This is a genomic window from Phyllobacterium sp. T2-21 (assembly GCF_055378485.1).
Genome location: NZ_AP027912.1, coordinates 823,297 through 839,859 on the forward strand (window position 1 = coordinate 823,297; position 16,563 = coordinate 839,859).

Annotated in this window: 13 protein-coding genes and 1 pseudogene; 4 read left to right on the top strand and 10 right to left on the bottom strand. The window is 59.0% G+C overall.

All coding sequences use genetic code 11. The annotated features are described in order from the left end of the window. Positions 1–3: 3 nt before the first annotated feature. The 10 genes from ACZ5FP_RS04125 to sppA form a co-directional block, all read right to left on the bottom strand. Positions 4–2,814, bottom strand: coding sequence for a [protein-PII] uridylyltransferase (locus ACZ5FP_RS04125; protein WP_464662295.1), 2,811 nt, complete (start codon positions 2,812–2,814; stop codon positions 4–6). 111 nt (positions 2,815–2,925) lie between these two features. Then, positions 2,926–5,646 (bottom strand): DNA mismatch repair protein MutS, encoded by a 2,721-nt coding sequence (gene mutS / locus ACZ5FP_RS04130; RefSeq protein ID WP_464663169.1) that lies wholly within the window; start codon positions 5,644–5,646, stop codon positions 2,926–2,928. Positions 5,647–5,793: 147 nt separating this feature from the next. Beyond that, the gene (olsB, locus tag ACZ5FP_RS04135; protein WP_464662297.1) at positions 5,794–6,633 is read right to left on the bottom strand and encodes a l-ornithine N(alpha)-acyltransferase; all 840 of its coding nucleotides are present in this window, start codon (positions 6,631–6,633) and stop codon (positions 5,794–5,796) included. Between the two features lie 157 nt (positions 6,634–6,790). Continuing rightward, positions 6,791–7,294 (bottom strand): signal peptidase II, encoded by a 504-nt coding sequence (lspA, locus tag ACZ5FP_RS04140; protein ID WP_464662299.1) that lies wholly within the window; start codon positions 7,292–7,294, stop codon positions 6,791–6,793. 5 nt (positions 7,295–7,299) lie between these two features. After that, positions 7,300–8,178 carry a TrmH family RNA methyltransferase gene (locus ACZ5FP_RS04145; protein WP_464662301.1) on the bottom strand — a complete coding sequence of 293 codons (879 nt, stop codon included), beginning with the start codon at positions 8,176–8,178 and terminating at the stop codon, positions 7,300–7,302. Continuing rightward, a complete protein-coding gene (locus ACZ5FP_RS04150) occupies positions 8,175–9,281 on the bottom strand; it encodes an RsmD family RNA methyltransferase (RefSeq protein ID WP_464662303.1) in 1,107 nt (368 codons plus the stop codon). The genes ACZ5FP_RS04145 and ACZ5FP_RS04150 overlap by 4 nt, the downstream gene beginning before the upstream one ends. Positions 9,282–9,364: 83 nt before the next feature. Next, on the bottom strand, positions 9,365–10,339 hold the full coding sequence (gene lhpI / locus ACZ5FP_RS04155) for a bifunctional Delta(1)-pyrroline-2-carboxylate/Delta(1)-piperideine-2-carboxylate reductase (RefSeq protein ID WP_403169228.1): 975 nt from the start codon (positions 10,337–10,339) through the stop codon (positions 9,365–9,367). A gap of 24 nt (positions 10,340–10,363) precedes the next feature. Further along, positions 10,364–10,693: a LapA family protein gene (locus ACZ5FP_RS04160; RefSeq protein WP_105738045.1), complete on the bottom strand. Its 330-nt coding sequence runs from the start codon at positions 10,691–10,693 to the stop codon at positions 10,364–10,366. 69 nt (positions 10,694–10,762) lie between these two features. Beyond that, positions 10,763–11,044, bottom strand: coding sequence for an integration host factor subunit beta (locus ACZ5FP_RS04165; RefSeq protein ID WP_091878879.1), 282 nt, complete (start codon positions 11,042–11,044; stop codon positions 10,763–10,765). Between the two features lie 78 nt (positions 11,045–11,122). Then, entirely contained in the window at positions 11,123–12,109 is a 987-nt protein-coding gene (sppA, locus tag ACZ5FP_RS04170; RefSeq protein ID WP_223612256.1) for a signal peptide peptidase SppA, read from the bottom strand. Positions 12,110–12,368: 259 nt separating this feature from the next. Between sppA and lptC the strand changes: the two genes are divergently transcribed. The 4 genes and pseudogenes from lptC to rpoN all read left to right on the top strand — a co-directional run bounded on the left by lptC (position 12,369) and on the right by rpoN (position 16,456). After that, positions 12,369–13,106, top strand: a complete 738-nt coding sequence (gene lptC, locus ACZ5FP_RS04175) for an LPS export ABC transporter periplasmic protein LptC (RefSeq protein WP_223612255.1) — start codon at positions 12,369–12,371, stop codon at positions 13,104–13,106. Positions 13,107–13,150: 44 nt separating this feature from the next. Continuing rightward, a complete protein-coding gene (locus ACZ5FP_RS04180; protein WP_288192577.1) occupies positions 13,151–13,786 on the top strand; it encodes an LptA/OstA family protein in 636 nt (211 codons plus the stop codon). A 109-nt stretch (positions 13,787–13,895) separates the two neighbouring features. Continuing rightward, a pseudogene (gene lptB / locus ACZ5FP_RS04185) lies at positions 13,896–14,624 on the top strand (LPS export ABC transporter ATP-binding protein); the annotation flags it as partial. A 167-nt stretch (positions 14,625–14,791) separates the two neighbouring features. Continuing rightward, positions 14,792–16,456 carry an RNA polymerase factor sigma-54 gene (gene rpoN, locus ACZ5FP_RS04190; RefSeq protein WP_288192576.1) on the top strand — a complete coding sequence of 555 codons (1,665 nt, stop codon included), beginning with the start codon at positions 14,792–14,794 and terminating at the stop codon, positions 16,454–16,456. The last annotated feature ends 107 nt before the right edge of the window (positions 16,457–16,563 follow it).

Below are 16,563 nucleotides of genomic sequence, written 5' to 3' on the forward strand. Positions count from 1 at the left end.
AACCTATTCTGCAGACATCAGGATGTTGTGCCGCTGCGGCTGGGCCGTGGTGATATCGCCTTCGCCGAACAGGGCGAGCAGCTTCTTGCGGATGCGGTTCTGCCGCGCCCCGTTGGTGACCTGGTGGCCGACAAGATCGGTGACGTAGAACACGTCGATGACCTTTTCGCCGAACGTCGTCACATGCGCCGAGGCGATGTCGAGCGACAGGTCGGAAATGACGCCGGTGATCTCGGAGAGCAGGCCCGGACGGTCCAGCCCCTCGACCTCGATGACGGTGAACTTGTTCGACAGCGTGTTGTTGATTTCGACGCGCGGCGTGATGCGGAACGCCTTGACCGCGCGTTTCGGCTTGGTGCGCGATGCCAGCATCTCCGGCAGGTAGGATTTGCCGGACAGCACATCCTCGATCAGGCGGCCAACCCGCATGGCGCGGCGGCGCTCGTCGTCATCGGTCGGGAATTCGCGGCTGATCAGGATCGTATCGAGCGCGCGGCCGTCGCTCGTGGTGAAGATCTGCGCGTCGACGATATTGGCGCCGGCGGCAGCGCAGGCGCCGGCGATGATCGACAGAAGGCGCGGATGATCGGGCGAGAGCACCGTGATTTCGGTGACGCCCTCGAAGTCATGGGTTTTGACCATGGTCGCCAGGGTTTTTTCCGAACTGTCGGATTCGCGCACGAAATTGGCATGGCGGATCTGGTCGTCGAGGCTGACCGTCAGCAGGTAGTTCTGATAGTGCAGGGCAAGATAGGACTGGCGCTCGAGCTGCGGCAAGGATGACAGGGCATGTTCGAGCTGGGCGCGGGCGTGGTCGGTGCGTTCCTTGCGCGACACTTCCGAGAAACCGCCGGTCAGCATCAGTTCGGTTTCGTAGAACAGGGTGCGCAGCAACTGGCCCTTCCAGCCGTTCCACACGCCCGGCCCGACCGCCTTGATATCGCACACGGTGAGGATCAGCAGCAGTTTCATCCGGTCGAGCGTCTGGACGATTTCAGCGAAGTCCTCGATGGTCTTGCGGTCATTGAGATCGCGCGACTGGGCGACCATGCTCATGGTCAGGTGCTGCTCGACCAGCCACGACACGGTTTCCGTATCGGACTTGGACAAGCCCAGGCGCGGGCAGACGCGTTTGGCGATGCGCGCACCGGCAAGTGAGTGGTCCTCCGGCCGGCCCTTGGCGATATCATGCAGCAAAAGGGCGACGTAGAGGAGTTTGCGGTCCTTTTTCAGGGCTGGCATGATCTGGTTGGCCAGCGGATGCTCATTGCTGAGGTCGCCGTGATCGATCTCGGACAATACGGCGATGCAGCGCAAGAGATGCTCGTCGACCGTGTAGTGATGATACATGTTGAACTGCATCATCGCGACGACCTTGCCGAAATCCGGGATGAACCTGCCGAGAACGCCGGATTCGTTCATGCGCCGCAGGATGAGTTCGGGATTGCGCTCGGAAGTCAGGATTTCAAGAAACAGGCGGTTGGCCTCGGGATTTTCGCGCAAATCCGCCTTGATCAGCGACAGGGAACGGGTCACCAGCTGCATCGCATCGGGGTGGAGTTCGAGCCCATGCTGATCGGCCAGGTGGAACAGGCGGATGAGGTTGACCGGATCCTTCTGGAAAACGCCGTCATTGGCGATGGTGATGCGGTGGTTGTCGACGACGAAATCCGACGTTCCCGGCAGTTTGCGCTTGCGGCGCGAGAAGGTGAGGAAAATCCGGTTGAAACCGGGCACATGCTTTGCCTGTTCTTCTTCCAGCGCGGCGCAGATGATGCGCGTCAGGTCGCCCACTTCCTTGGCGACAAGGAAGTAGTGCTTCATGAAGCGCTCGACATCGCGCTGACCGGGATGTGCCGTATAGCCGAGCCGCTGGGCAATCTCGCTCTGGATATCGAAGGACAGCCTTTCCTCCGCCTTGCCGGTATAGAAATGCATATGGCAGCGCACGGCCCATAAAAGGTCTTCGGCCTTGCGGAAAATATTGTGCTCGGCGCGCGACAACACCCCGAGCTTGACCAGTTCGTCACTGGTCTTGACGTGGTAGTAATATTTGGCGATCCAGAACAGCGTGTGCAGATCGCGCTGGCCGCCTTTGCCTTCCTTGACGTTCGGTTCGACGAGATAGCGGGTCGCACCGGCCTTGCGGTGCCGTTCGTTGCGCTCGGTCAGCTTCGCCTCGATGAAGGCCGGTCCCGTCCCCTTGACGACTTCCGTATCGAAGCGGCGCACCAATGTGGTGAAAAGCTCGTCATTGCCGCAGACGTAGCGGGCTTCGAGAATACTGGTGCGGATGGTCATGTCGGCGAGCGACTGGCGGATGGATTCGTCGACATTGCGCGTGGCGTGGCCGACCTTCAGGCCCATATCCCAGAGCATATAGAGGATATACTCGACCACCTGCTCGCCCCACGGGGTCTGCTTGTAGGGCAGCAGGAACAGAAGGTCGATATCGGAACCGGGCGCCAGCCCGCCGCGGCCGTAGCCGCCAACCGCCACCACCGTCATCCGTTCAGCCGTGGATGGATTGACCGAATGATAGACATGGGTGATTGCAAAATCGTAGAGCGCCGAAATGATCTGGTCCATCAGATAGGACAGGCGCACGGAGCAGCGTGTGCCGCCGCCGTCCTTTTTCAACATCTCCTCGGCAGTCTTGCGACCCGAAACGAGTGTCTCTTTCAGGAGCTGCAGCACGTCATTGCGATTGACGGAAGCGGCGCCTTGTTTTTTTGCCGCCTTGACCAGATCTTCAAACTGACGATGAAGTTTGGCCGGACTGACGATCTGTTCCAGTTTCAGGTCTGCGCTCATGAACACGACTTTATGAATGATGGCCGCACGCTATAGCGCGTATTTGCCATAAACGAAATGCTTACCTTTGAAGACACTGTGTCCGCCAGGGGCAAGCGTGCCCCCAAGTCTTCACGATGTCGGGTTTGTGGCGAGGCCTTTCAACCGGTAGAGCGCGTCAAGCGCCTCGCGCGGCGTCATTTCATCGGGATTGACCGTCGAAAGGGCTGCCAGCAGCGCACTGTCCTTGCCTTTGGCAGGCGCTTTCACCTCGCGTTTGACCTCGACCGAGAACAGCGGCAGGTCATCGATCAGCTTGTCAGCCTTACCCGAGGTTTCACCGGCTTCCAGCTGATGCAGAACGTCGCGGGCGCGGTTGACCACGGCTTCCGGCAATCCGGCCAGCCGCGCCACCTGCACGCCATAGGAGCGGTCTGCGGCGCCCTTGGCCACCTCATGCAGGAAGACGACGTCGCCGTCCCACTCCTTCACCCGCATGGTGACATTGCTCAGGCGCGTCAGCTTTTCCGAAAGCGAGGTCATTTCATGGAAATGCGTGGCGAAAATCGCCCGGCACTGGTTCTTCTCGTGCAGATATTCCACTGCCGCCCAGGCGATCGACAGGCCGTCGAAGGTCGCGGTGCCGCGGCCGATCTCATCGAGAATGACCAGGGAATGGTCGCTGGCCTGATTGAGGATGGCGGCTGTTTCCACCATCTCCACCATGAAGGTCGACCGGCCGCGCGCCAGATCGTCCGATGCGCCGACGCGCGAGAACAGCCGGTCGACAATGCCGATATGCGCCGAACCGGCCGGGACGAACGATCCCATCTGCGCCAATATGGCAATCAATGCGTTCTGGCGCAGGAATGTCGATTTACCGCCCATGTTCGGTCCGGTCAGGAGCCAGATCGCGCCTTTGGCCGCACCCTCGGGCGAGAGATTGCAGTCATTGGCAACGAATGGATTGGCCGCCTGCCGGCGCAGCGACTGTTCCACGACGGGGTGACGTCCGGCAACGATCTCGAAAGCGAGGGTGTCATCGACCAGCGGGCGGCAATAGCCCTGTTCTTCGGCAAGGGCAGCGAGCGATGCCGACACATCGAGGGTTGCCAGCGCTGCTGCGCCGGCGCGGATTGCATCGGCATTGGCAACCGTTTCCCCGGTCAGCACGTCGAAAATGCCCAGTTCAATCGACAAAGCCCGTTCGGCGGCATTGGCGATCTTGGTTTCGAGTTCGGCGAGCTCCGTTGTCGTGAACCGCATCGCATTGGCGATGGTCTGACGATGGATGAATTTGCCCTTGGCCTCGTCCGTGTCGGTCATCACGGATGCGTTGTTCGCCGTGACCTCGATGAAATAGCCAAGCACATTGTTGTGCTTGATCTTGAGCGAGCGGATGCCGGTCAGATCCATGTAATCGGCCTGGAGACCGGCAATGATGCGGCGGGAGTGGTCGCGCAAGGCGCGCATCTCATCGAGTTCTGTATTGTATCCGGGCCGCACGAAGCCGCCGTCACGCTTCAGCAGAGGCAGTTCATCGTCGAGCGCCCGGTCAAGGTGAGCGGCATAGTCGTGGGGCAGGCTGCCAAGGCAATCCCGAACGGCGGAGAGTTCAGCGGGAAGCACTTCCCTGCCCAGGAAAGAAGCGATTTGGGCGGCAGCCTCGAGTCCGCGCGCGAGTGCGCCGAGATCGCGCGGACCGCCGCGCCCGACGGCAAGGCGCGACAGGGCGCGGGGCATGTCCGGCACGCCCTTCAATGCTTCGCGGGCCAGATCGGCGAGGGATTGTCCGGCGAGAAAGCAGGAGACGGAATCGAGCCGCTCCGCAATGGCGGCGGGTTTTGTCAGCGGCGAGGTCAGCCGCTCGGCCAACAGCCGGGCGCCGCCGCCGGTAACCGTGCGGTCAATGGATTTGAGCAGGCTGCCGTCGCGATTGCCCGACAAGGTGCGCAGCATTTCCAGATTGGCGCGGGTGGCCGGGTCGATGAAAAGCGTGGAGCCTTCCGATTCCCGCTCGGGCCGCATCAGCGGCGGTCGTTCCGAAATCTGTGTCTTTTCCACATAGGCAATGGCGCCCGATATGGCTGACAGTTCGGCGCGCGAAAAATGTCCGAAGCCGTCGAGCGTGGCCACGTCGAAATAGCGCTGTATGCGGTTTTCCGCCGTGGCGCTGTCGAAAAGGCTCGGCGGCTGCGGGCTGACCGAGCGCCCGATGACATCGAATGTCGGGCGCAGGTCCGGATCGTGAAACACCGGATCGGCAACGATCAGTTCGCGCGGATCGACGCGCAGAATATCGGCAAGCAGCCGCGACGGATCGGTTTCGCTGACCCGGAACGTGCCGGTGGAAATATCGATCCAGGCGAGGGCGAACTGGCCCTGCGCTGCGCCTTTCACCCGTCCCAGCGTCATGAGATAGTTGGCTTCGGAGGGATCGAGCAGCTTTTCCTCGGTGAGCGTGCCGGGGGTGACCAGCCGCACGACATCGCGCTTCACCACGGATTTCGATCCACGCTTGCGCGCTTCAGCCGGGTCTTCCACCTGTTCGCACACCGCAACCCGGAAGCCGCGCATGATCAGCTTCTGCAGATAGTCGTCCGCCGCATGCACCGGCACGCCGCACATCGGGATATCCTCGCCCAGATGCTTGCCGCGCTTGGTCAGCGTGATTCCGAGTGCACGCGACGCGGCAATCGCATCGTCGAAGAACAGCTCGTAGAAATCGCCCATCCGGTAAAACAGCAGGCTGTCCGGATTGGTCGCCTTGATCTCGATATACTGCTCCATCATCGGCGTTGGGCGCGCCGAGCTGTCAGCCTCATAGGATGGTGTTTCCGCAGTGAATGGCATGTCGGCCAAGACGTTCTCCTGATTTTGACCGATTCCGATCAGAAGACCAATCTATGCGCTATCGGGAACTTTACACACCGTGCAGGCGCATCATCGGCGGTTTTCTCCACAGATGATGTTCGTCCTGCATGAGGCGAAAGTGGAATTTCAGTCGAAACGCTTGGCGTTCGAGATGTAATGGCTGACGTAGCGGGTGGAAATGCGGCTGACCGGCAGAATGATCAGCACATCGGTCGTGCCGAAATCATGATCCACCACCGCACCGTCACCGATCATGGCACCAAGGCGCAGATAACCCTTGATCAATGGCGGCATGGCAAACAGGGCAACCTTCGGATTGACCGCTTCGCTGGGAACGAGGTCCATCGGCTGATACAGCGATGGCAGGGCCTGGACATCCCAGTCCGGCGTTGCACGGCAATTGTGATGCAGGAACGACAGCGGCAGGGCGTGCGCCGCAGGCACCGTTCCCTGGAAGGATGCGCAGCCGAACATCACGTCGATGGAGTGATACCGGCAATAGCTCCAGATGCCCTGCCACAGCAGTTCGACTGTGCGCTTCGAGCGGTATTCCGGCAAAACACAGGACCGGCCGAGCTCAAGGAAATGCATCTGCGGCTTGGCAGCAACCAGACTGTCGATCGTATATTCGCTAGCCGAGTAAAAACCGCCTGTTTTGTGGGCAACTTCCGAGCGCATCAGCCGGTAGGTGCCGACGATCTGCTTGTGCTTGGGGCCAATGATCGAGGTATCATAAACCAGGAGGTGATCGCATACGGGATCGAAACGGTCTGCGTCGCGTTGTTCCAGGGTAGCCGAGCCCTTGGCACCGAGTTCATCGAAAAATACCTTGAAACGCAGCTGCTGGGCAGAGACGATTTCGGCTTCGGTTTGCGCAAGGCAAACTTCCATCGTCCCAATGCGTCCAAGCACCGCGACAAGGTGTGGCGCCGTAAACGGCGAGGGTGTTGAATCAACCTGCGACATCGTGTGCTGATCTTTAAAGATAGACGCAGGTTCAAGCAAGGCGAAGCTCATAACGATTCGCTCTCATCATGGTTGATCGGCAATCACTAGATGCTTGAATACAACAATTGGATGACGGGCACATGACGCGGGAGACACCGCAGATGCTGGGTTTTCCTCAGTTTCCCCCAGCTTGCCCCTTTGGTGTCTTGCGCTCGCGCAGCCAGACAAAAATTTCTTCAAGCACGACCAGTGCGGCGCCGACGGAAATGTAGGCATCGGCCAGATTGAAGACGGCAAATGACCATGACGGCAGATGGAAAAGAATATAATCAACGACATAGCCAAGCAGGCTGCGGTCGATCAGATTGCCGATGGCACCGCCGATGATCAGCGCAAAGCCGATGCGCGAGATCCAGCGTGCCGGTACGGTGCTCCACCAGAGATAGCTGACAAAGGCGATGACGACGACGGTCAAGCCGATCAGGGCGAGGTCGTGCATGCCGCTGAGCATCGAAAATGCAATGCCATTATTGTGAACACGAAAAAGCGCCAGAAATGGCAGCAGATCGATCTGCTGCTGGTAATCCATGCCGGTCTCGACGAGATATTTGACGATCTGGTCGCTCGCCACGGCAAGCACCACAATCGCCAGCAGGCCGAAGAAGGATTTGCTTTTCATGGGGGTTATTTATCCTGTTTGCTGCCATCGAGTGTCAACGCCTCGCGGCGGATCTCGAACAGCATGACGCCGGTGGCAATGGCGAGATTGAGCGAATCCGCCCGGCCTTCCTGGGGAATGCGGGCCAGCTTGTCACAGGTTGAGGCCAGCGTGTCCGGGAGGCCCTGCTGCTCATTGCCCATCAGCAGAATGACCGGCTTGCCCTTGTAGGGAATCGTCCGGTAGTCGACAGCGCCCTTGAGGTGCGTGCCGACGATGAGTCCCGAAAATCCCTTTCGCCAGGAAAGGAATTCCGTTTCGTTCGTGCGTATCAGCGGGACGGCAAAGACCGAACCCATTGTAGCGCGCACGGTTTCGAGCGAAAACGGATCCGTGGTGTCGCCGATCAGAATGATACCCTTGGCACCTGCCGCATCGGCTGTCCGGATGATCGTGCCGAGATTGCCCGGATCGCGCACCCGGTCGAGCGCAACATAAACATCGTTGCCCTGCGGTCGGGTGGCCGATAGGGGCTGCAGCTGCTGCTCGAACACGCCGACGACCATTTGCGGATTGTCGCGCCGGGTGATGGCGGAAATCACCTTCTCGTTTACCTCGAGCACGTCACCGCCCTTGGCAATCGTGCGGGCTGCCACCTGCTCGACAAGGGAATTGCCCTTGCCAGCCTTGGAATAGACAAGCGTCTTGATGACCCAGCCGAGATCGAGCGCGTCGATGACGAGTTTCAGGCCTTCGGCCAGAAACACCCCCTGCTGGTCGCGGAACTTCTTCAGCGCCAGGGATCGCAGATCCTTGACGATCGGGTTGGTCAGGCTGGTGACTTCCTTGACCTTGCCGGGCCGCGCGATGGAGCTGCCGTGCTGGCGGTCGTCATGTCTGGTCATTTGGCACCCCAGCGGCTGAACAGGGACGTGGAAAGGGCGCGCCCGGAAGACCGTTCGCGCAGGATCAGTTCGCCGGACTGCACTTCGCCGCCAAGACCGGTAAAGGCATCGCGCATCAGCTCGTGAATGGCAAAGAACGATGCGCGGATGGAATAGGCGGTCAGCACCACGCCGAGCGGATTGGGCGTCAGGATCGACCGGCACAAATCGACCATATCGGGCAGATTGTCGAAGAGCTGCCAGACCTCGCCATTCGGGCCGCGGCCATAGGCGGGCGGATCCAGCAGGATGATGTCATAACCGCTGCCGCGCCGCTCTTCGCGGGCAACGAACTTCATCGCATCCTCGCAAATCCAGCGGATGGGCTTGCCGGAAAGTCCGGCCATTTCCTGGTTTTCGCGGGCCCAGACGATTGCCTTCTTGGATGCATCGACATGGGTCACCTCGGCGCCCGCACGTGCGGCAACGAGCGAGGCGACGCCGGTATAGCCGAAAAGATTGAGCACCTTCACCGGGCGCTTTGCACCGCGAATGAGGCTGTCCATATGCGACCAGTGCGTTCCCTGTTCGGGAAACACGCCCACATGCCGGAAGGAGGTAAAGCGGCCGAAGAAGGGAATGCCCTCATAGGCAAGCGGCCAGGTTTCGCCGAGCGGCACCTTGGGGAAATGCCAGCGTCCGACGCCTTCCTCATCCGTATTGCCGGTAAAGATCGCGTCAGCCTTGTCCCACTCGGCCTTGTTCCAGGCCGGGAGCCAGATGGCCTGGCCTTCCGGGCGGATGATCCGGTAGGGACCATATTGCTCGAGCTTGAGGCCGTTGCCGCTGTCGAGCAGGGCGTAATCATCGGAGGGCAGCGTTTCGAGGATCAGGCCGGTCTTTTCTGTCGGGCGCGGGCCGGTATGGCGGGTCAGAACCCGCTTGGGCAGCGGTTCGGAACGGGGCGCTGCCTTGACGCGCGCATCACTGTCCGCCGGGGCAGAGGGTTTGGCAAATTGCGGGCGGGGTTTTGTCGCCTGCTGCCTGTGCGGCGCAGCTTTCGGTCCCGCGCCTTTCGGGCCGGTGCCCTTGGCCTTCCTGATTTTTCCGCCAGACGATTTCAAACCGTTATGCCCTCATATGCCCTTGGCCATCGTTCAATGGTGGTTTCCTATGCCAAGATGAGGAAAGGCGAAAGCAAAAACACTCAGGCAGAGGCTGCAATCGCCTTTTCATAGACCAGAATGCCGGCGGCAAGGTCTTCCAGCGCAGCGCCGACCGACTTGAACAGCGTGATTTCATCGGGCGACTGACGCCCCTTCACCGTTCCGCGGGTGAGATCGAACAGATCGCCGATCACATGGCTGTCGCCGATGACGCCCGCCTTGATCGGCTGAACAAGGTCGCCGCCTTCCGTCAGCGCGCCTTCCCTGGTGTCGACAAACACCCGCGCGCGCTTGACGCACTCATCGTCGCTTTCCCGCATGGCGGGGGTAAAGGCACCGATAAGATCGACATGCGCGCCCTTCTTCAGATGCCTGCCGAGAATGAGCGGTTCGGTCGACAGTGTGCCAGCGGCGATAATATCGGCATCGGCGATGGCCGCATCCTTGTCGGTGACCGCCTTGGCGTTGAACCCGTCAGCGACGAGATCCGCCGCCACTTTGCGCGCATTGTCGATACTGCGGTTCCAGATGGAAATCTCGCGGATCGGTCTGACGGAGCTGTGCGCACGGGCAAGAAAGCCCGAGAGCGCGCCGGCGCCAAGGATGACCAGTTTGGATGCATCTTCGCGGGCGAGATAGCGGGCGGCAAGGGCGGAGGCGCCTGCGGTGCGCCATGTGGTCAAACGCTGGCCATCGATCAGGGCCTTGGGTTCCCCGGTCTTGCCGTCGAGCAGCAGATAGACGCCCATGACGGCCGGTTTGGCAATGGCCCCATTGTCAGGCGATACCGTGACGATCTTGACGCCCATATAGCCTTTCGACGAATCGCCGAGCGCGTCGAAGTCCGACCAGGCCGGCATCAGCAGAAGCGTCGATGCGGCGCCATCGGGGCGATCAACCGTGTGATGGTGGCGCACGGGCTGGATAACGCCCTGACGGAACGCCGTTTCAATGGCGTTGATCATGTCCGGCCAGTTCAACAGCCCGTCGACGTCAGCCGGAGAGACCAGTTTCATTGCAAATCCTTGAAAATATGCTGCTTAGTGCAGAGAGGGAAGGTTGGGCGTGGACTGCGTGGCCGCCGATTTCCGCGCTTCCATGCGCAGGAGTTCGGTCTCCTGCTTGCGCTGGCGCGCCAGTTTGCGGTGCCGGCCCTGGTTGATCCAGGTGGCGAAACTGCCAAGGATCAGCCCGACGAAGAGAGCGAGAAACAGCCAGACGAAGAGGGGTGCGGCATAGGACAGGCCGGGATTGCCCGGATTGAACGGATCGATCGTAAAGGTCACCAGCCCGCGATTGGCCACCGACAGTGCAATCAGGATCACTGCCAGCGGCACGAGAATGAGGACGACAACGACGCGATTGATCATATCTCTCTCCAGGGTAACAGCACTTCACGTATCATCAGGCTATGAGGCCGCCCCAGCTTGTTGCTACATTCAGTCGGCGTTCAGCCGGTCGCGCAGCTCTTTGCCGGTCTTGAAGAATGGCACCCACTTTTCCTCGACCTCGACGCTGTCGCCGGTGCGGGGATTGCGGCCGCTGCGGGCGGGACGGTTTTTCACCGAGAATGCACCGAAGCCACGAAGCTCGACCCGATTCCCTTCCGCAAGAGCGTCGGTGATCTCGTCGAAAATGGCGCCGACGATATTCTCGACATCGCGTTGAAACAGGTGCGGATTGCGGTTGGCAATGATCTGGACGAGCTCTGATTTGATCACGGCATAATCCCCTTCTGGTTCAAGTTCAAATGACACGGCCATTATGACTATGTCACTGATCCTGTAAGCTTAAATATTCTATTGCGCCCCTACGGGCCTGCCGTCAACGTGCCAAACAGAAACGAGCCCGTCAAGGAAGATGCGATCTCCGGTCAAATCGCGCAGCAACCCGGTGCTTTCCTGCGGAATACCGAGATATTGTGCCAGCATTTTCAGCGCGGATTGGGATAGAAACGAGCTGAAAGTTGTCTTTTGTGCGGGTTTCCATTCGATGACGGGCAATTTCTCGTCAACGCCCTTGGTTTTCAGCCAGGCAATCGACTTGTCTTCCCCGCCAAGTTCGTCGATGAGTTTGTTGGCCAGCGCCTGTCTGCCGGTGAAGACCGATCCATCTGCCAGCGCAAGCGTCTGTTCGCGGGTGAAATTGCGCCGTTCCTGAACGATTCCGACGAACCAGTCATAGGAATCCATGATCATGCGATGGATCATGGCTTTGGCTTCGTCGCTGGCCGGGTTGAAAAAGTTCGGTTCGGCTTTCAGCGGACTGGATTTGATTGTCTCCACCTTGACGCCGACCTTCGTCAGCAGCTCGGAAATATCGGGATACTGGAACAGCACGCCGATCGATCCGACGATGGAGGATTGGCGTGCGACAATATGGTCCGAACCGCTGGCAATCATGTAGCCTGCCGAGGCCGCCAATGTTCCGACCTGCGCAACAACCGGCTTTTTCGCGGCAATCTTGCGCACGGCCTCATAGATGGCTTCGCCGCCCGCCGTGGTGCCGCCCGGTGAATCCACCGAAAGAATGACGCCCTTCACAGCGGTGGAATCGGCGACTTCGCCCAGACGCTTGATGAGTTCGTCATTCTCGAAAATCGTGCCTTCAACACGGATTTTGGCGATATGCGCTGCGGTTTTGCCGGAAAGGCGGTCGGAACCGGAGAGAAATCCGTAAAGCCCGATCAGGGCGAGCGCGACAACCAGAAGGGAAAGCACACGCCAGAATGTCAGCTTGCGCCGGAGACGGCGCCTGTCGATGATTGCGTCAGCTGTGTTTGCCATCGTATCGTCCGTTTCCTGTGCAATTCAGTGCAAGCATTCTTCTGCGGCAACATTCCGAGGAAGTCCAGACCCCGGGGTTCAGCACATTGCCCCATATAGGCAATTGGCGCTGCACCTTGTATATGAACGGATGACGGCATATTTGTTCGATCAAATGCAACGTGTCCCATAGACCCTGGTTCATTTCATCGAAAAATAACCATATTGGCGTTCAACTAACAGGGCGCCAACACATCGCAATCGGTAGTATAGCCAATACATGTCCATTGAACTGAAACATACGCATCCAAACGGCGATGCAACAGCGGCTGCTGCGCAGCATGCGGAAGTTGCGCGGCAATTTTCTGCCACCGAGAAGGATTCGCACGTTTTTCGCGCTGCGGAACGCCATTCGCGGCGCGTGCGCTTCATGAAATTTGCCTTGCCTGCCGTCGCCGTGATCGGCGCTGCGGTTTTCTCCTGGTTCACATTTTTCTCCACGACGAACATCCCGAGCAATATCACATTGGACAGTGCCGGCATTCAGGATGGCAAGCTGGTCATGACCAATCCCAAGCTGGATGGCTTTACCAAGGACAAGCTTCCCTACAAGATGAGTGCGGAACGGGCGCTGCAGGATGTCGGCAACAGCTCGCTGATCACGCTTGAGAATATCAGCGCGGAAATTCCGGTTGGCCAGGATCTGCGGGCGCAGGTCAACGCCAAGGGCGGCCTTTACGACAATGCCAACCGCCAGTTGAAGCTTGACAACAACATAACGCTGACAACCTCGGACGGCATGAAAGCACAGTTGAAATCCGCCGATATCAATATACAAGAAAACTCGATGTCGACCGATCAGCCTGTCAAGATCGAAAATAGCAGTGCCAGTATCGTCGCAGACAGTATGAAAATTACTCAGAGTGGCAAAGTAATGGTCTTTGAAAAGGGGGTCAGGCTTGTCATTCAGCCCGCAAAGCTGCATGAAGGTCGCAACGAAGCCAAATCACCGCAGTGATTGCCGGCCAGGTGGGGATATCCCGGATTTAGGAGATTGAGACAATGTCGCGCGGGACAAGACTGATCAGCATTTCGACTGTTGCATTGGGCATTTGGGCATCCTCCATGATTGGTCCTGTTGCAGCGCAGGATGCGAGCAAGGCCGGCGGCCTGAACAACGGCATGAAGCTTTCGAGTGATCAGCCCATTCAGATCGATTCCGATCGCCTCGACGTGCATAATGATGTGGGTACTGCCACCTTCACCGGCAATGTAACGGTCACCCAGGGAACGACGCTGATGAAGGCGGGCTCCATGATCGTTTACTACGTCAAGAAGCCGGAAAAGACCGACGCGGAAAAAGCCGCCGACAAGGCAGCCGCCAAAACAGAGACCAAGGCAGCCGCGCCTGCGGGCGCAGGCGCCCAGGACATCGACCACATCGAGGTCAACGACAAGGTCTACGTGAAGTCCGAAGATCAGGTTGCCACGGGCGACCATGGCACGTTCGACATGAAGACGCAGGTTCTGGTTCTGACCGGCAGCAAGGTCGTTCTCTCGCAGGGCGATAATGTTGGCGTCGGTTGCAAGCTGACCGTGCAGATGAAGAGCGGTCAGGCCCAGCTGGAAAGCTGCAAGAACGGACAGACAGGCCGCGTTTCTATCGTCGTTGCGCCGAAGAGCGCTCCGAAGAACTAGGCCGGCGGTATAAGTGTCCCTGTTTTCCCGTCGATCCGCAAAAACCCCCACATCGCCAGACGCGCGCATTTCCCAGGAGATGCGTGCCGCCGATCCGTCGGCGACGGACCGGATGAAGGGTACGCTTGTCGCCCGCGGCATCACCAAGAGCTATAATGGCCGTCAGGTGGTCAATGGTGTTTCCTTCGGTGTGCGCGCCGGCGAAGCGGTCGGTATTCTCGGCCCGAACGGCGCCGGGAAGACCACTTGTTTCTATATGGTCACCGGCCTGGTGCCGGTCGACAAGGGCAATATCGAAATCGATGGCTTTGATGTGACGACGATGCCGATGTATCGCCGCTCGCGCCTCGGCATCGGCTACCTGCCGCAGGAAGCCTCGATTTTCCGCGGCCTGTCCGTGGAAAACAACATCAAGGCCGTGCTCGAAGTGGTCGAGAAGGACCGCACCGCACGGGCGCAGGAACTGGATTCCCTCCTGGAAGAGTTCCACATCGCCCATCTGCGCAAGGCACCGGCGCTTTCCCTCTCCGGCGGTGAACGCCGCCGGCTCGAGATCGCCCGCGCTTTGGCCTCGCGGCCCAATTTCATGCTGCTCGACGAGCCGTTTGCCGGTGTTGATCCCATTGCGGTCTCCGATATTCAGCAGCTCGTCCGCCATTTGACCAGCCGCGGCATCGGCGTCCTCATCACGGACCACAATGTGCGCGAAACGCTGAAGCTGATCGACCGCGCTTACATCATTCATGCGGGGCAGGTTCTGACCCACGGCCGCCCGGACGAGATTATTGCGAATCCGGATGTCCGGCGTCTTTATCTCGGTGATCAGTTCAAGCTCTGATTTTATCAATTTCTGGCAGATTTTTGCCAGAAATTACCCGCCCCTGCGTGAATCCAGATGAATCTTTCCGAAAAGAGTCGTTTTTTGCCTTGCTGGAATTGACAAGCAAGGATTGGGCCATTTCTGTACATTGAGAAGAATTTCGTACAGGAGTACCCGCGTTCACCATGGCCCTGTCGCCAAAACTCGATCTGAGACAAACCCAGTCTCTGGTGATGACGCCGCTGCTCATGCAGTCGATTCGGCTGCTGCAATTGTCCCATGTCGAACTCGAGCAATTCATCGAGCAGGAGATCGAAAAGAATCCGCTCCTGGAGCGCGATGAAACGGCAAACGAACATTTTTCCTTCGAAAGCCGGGATACATCCGATGATCGCGGGCCGGGAGAAGCCGGCGACTATTCGCGCGGTGTCAATCATGGTGACGCCGACGAAAGCCGCGATGGCGGCAGCGCGAGTGAGCAGAACGACCATTGGCTTGTCAGCGGCGAGTCGACCAGTTCAGGCTCCATGTCCGAGACGTTCGACAGTTCTCTCGAGAATATTTTTCCGGATGATCCTGGAACCCACGACTTCATCGCTGGCGATCTGGCCTCGCAATGGAAATCGTCATCGGGTGACGGATATGTGTCGACGGGCGGCGAGGGGTTCAATCTCGAACAGGTGACCGCATCGCCGTTGACGCTGCGCGACCACGTCGGCGAGCAGATCATTTTTGCCTTTGAGGATGCGGTGGACCGCCTGATTGCAGCGGAACTCGCCGACTACCTCGATGAAATGGGCTATCTGCGCGTCGATGTCGAGGAGATTGCCGAACGGCTGGGCACCGATGCGGCCCATATCGACAGATTGATCGCGGTTCTGCAGACATTCGAACCGGCGGGGCTGTTTGCCCGTGATCTGGCTGAATGTCTGGCTCTGCAACTGCGTGCAAAAAACCGGCTCGATCCGGCGATGACGATGCTTCTGCAAAATCTGGAACTCCTGGCGAAACGGGATTTTCAAAGCCTGAGAAAGCTGTGCCGGGTCGCCGATGCCGATCTCCTCGATATGCTGCAGGAGATACGCCTGCTCGATCCAAAGCCGGGAACGGCCTTCTCCTCGGGTGTGGCCGACAGCATCATCCCGGATGTGCATGTCGACATGGCGCCGGACGGGACATGGAATATCGAGCTCAATCCGGATGCTCTGCCGCGGGTCCTCGTCAACAACACCTATTATGCGACCATTGCAAAGGTAACGGCTTCCCCGGCTGAAAAGGGGTTTCTCAGCGAATGCCTGCAAAATGCCAACTGGCTGACGCGCAGCCTGGATCAGCGCGCCCAGACCATTTTGAAGGTGGCGACGGAAATCGTGCGCCAGCAGGCGGAGTTCCTGCAATTCGGCGTGGCCCACCTGAAGCCGCTCAATTTGAGAAATGTGGCTGACGCCATCGGCATGCACGAGTCGACCGTGAGCCGCGTCACCGCCAACAAATACATGCTGACGAAGCGCGGCGTCTTCGAGCTGCGCTATTTTTTCAATGCGGGGATTTCGGCCACCGAAGGCGGTGAGCAGCATTCCTCCCAGTCCGTGCGGCATCAGATCAAGCTGCTGATCGACAGTGAAAAGCCGGATGATATTTTATCGGACGACACGATCGTGGATCTTTTGAAGGGCCAGGGCGTTGAGATTGCACGGCGTACGGTTGCCAAGTACCGCGAGGCGATGAACATCGCATCCTCGGTGCAAAGGCGCCGGGAGAAAAAAGCGGAGGCTTCTGTGCGCAAGGGTGACGGAAACTCTGGATTCATCCGCCGCACAGGTGTAGAATCGAGGCGAGCGGGTAAATGAACCGAGCCATAGAAGCTTGGTCAAGGGAGAGTGAAGCGCCGGTAATTTGCATCGATTGAAGCGAAAGCGCGCCTTTTGGAGATGAAGAATCAGAAAGTGAAATGTGA

What these genes read in the sequence shown, in the direction of transcription:
- ACZ5FP_RS04180 (WP_288192577.1), top strand. Translation starts at nt 13,151, where the DNA reads ATGTCGCGCGGGACAAGACTGATCAGCATTTCGACTGTTGCATTGGGC.
- mutS (WP_464663169.1), bottom strand. Translation starts at nt 5,646, where the DNA reads ATGCCATTCACTGCGGAAACACCATCCTATGAGGCTGACAGCTCGGCG.
- lspA (WP_464662299.1), bottom strand. Translation starts at nt 7,294, where the DNA reads ATGAAAAGCAAATCCTTCTTCGGCCTGCTGGCGATTGTGGTGCTTGCC.
- sppA (WP_223612256.1), bottom strand. Translation starts at nt 12,109, where the DNA reads ATGGCAAACACAGCTGACGCAATCATCGACAGGCGCCGTCTCCGGCGC.
- olsB (WP_464662297.1), bottom strand. Translation starts at nt 6,633, where the DNA reads ATGTCGCAGGTTGATTCAACACCCTCGCCGTTTACGGCGCCACACCTT.
- ACZ5FP_RS04125 (WP_464662295.1), bottom strand. Translation starts at nt 2,814, where the DNA reads ATGAGCGCAGACCTGAAACTGGAACAGATCGTCAGTCCGGCCAAACTT.
- lptC (WP_223612255.1), top strand. Translation starts at nt 12,369, where the DNA reads ATGTCCATTGAACTGAAACATACGCATCCAAACGGCGATGCAACAGCG.
- lhpI (WP_403169228.1), bottom strand. Translation starts at nt 10,339, where the DNA reads ATGAAACTGGTCTCTCCGGCTGACGTCGACGGGCTGTTGAACTGGCCG.
- ACZ5FP_RS04160 (WP_105738045.1), bottom strand. Translation starts at nt 10,693, where the DNA reads ATGATCAATCGCGTCGTTGTCGTCCTCATTCTCGTGCCGCTGGCAGTG.
- rpoN (WP_288192576.1), top strand. Translation starts at nt 14,792, where the DNA reads ATGGCCCTGTCGCCAAAACTCGATCTGAGACAAACCCAGTCTCTGGTG.
- ACZ5FP_RS04145 (WP_464662301.1), bottom strand. Translation starts at nt 8,178, where the DNA reads ATGACCAGACATGACGACCGCCAGCACGGCAGCTCCATCGCGCGGCCC.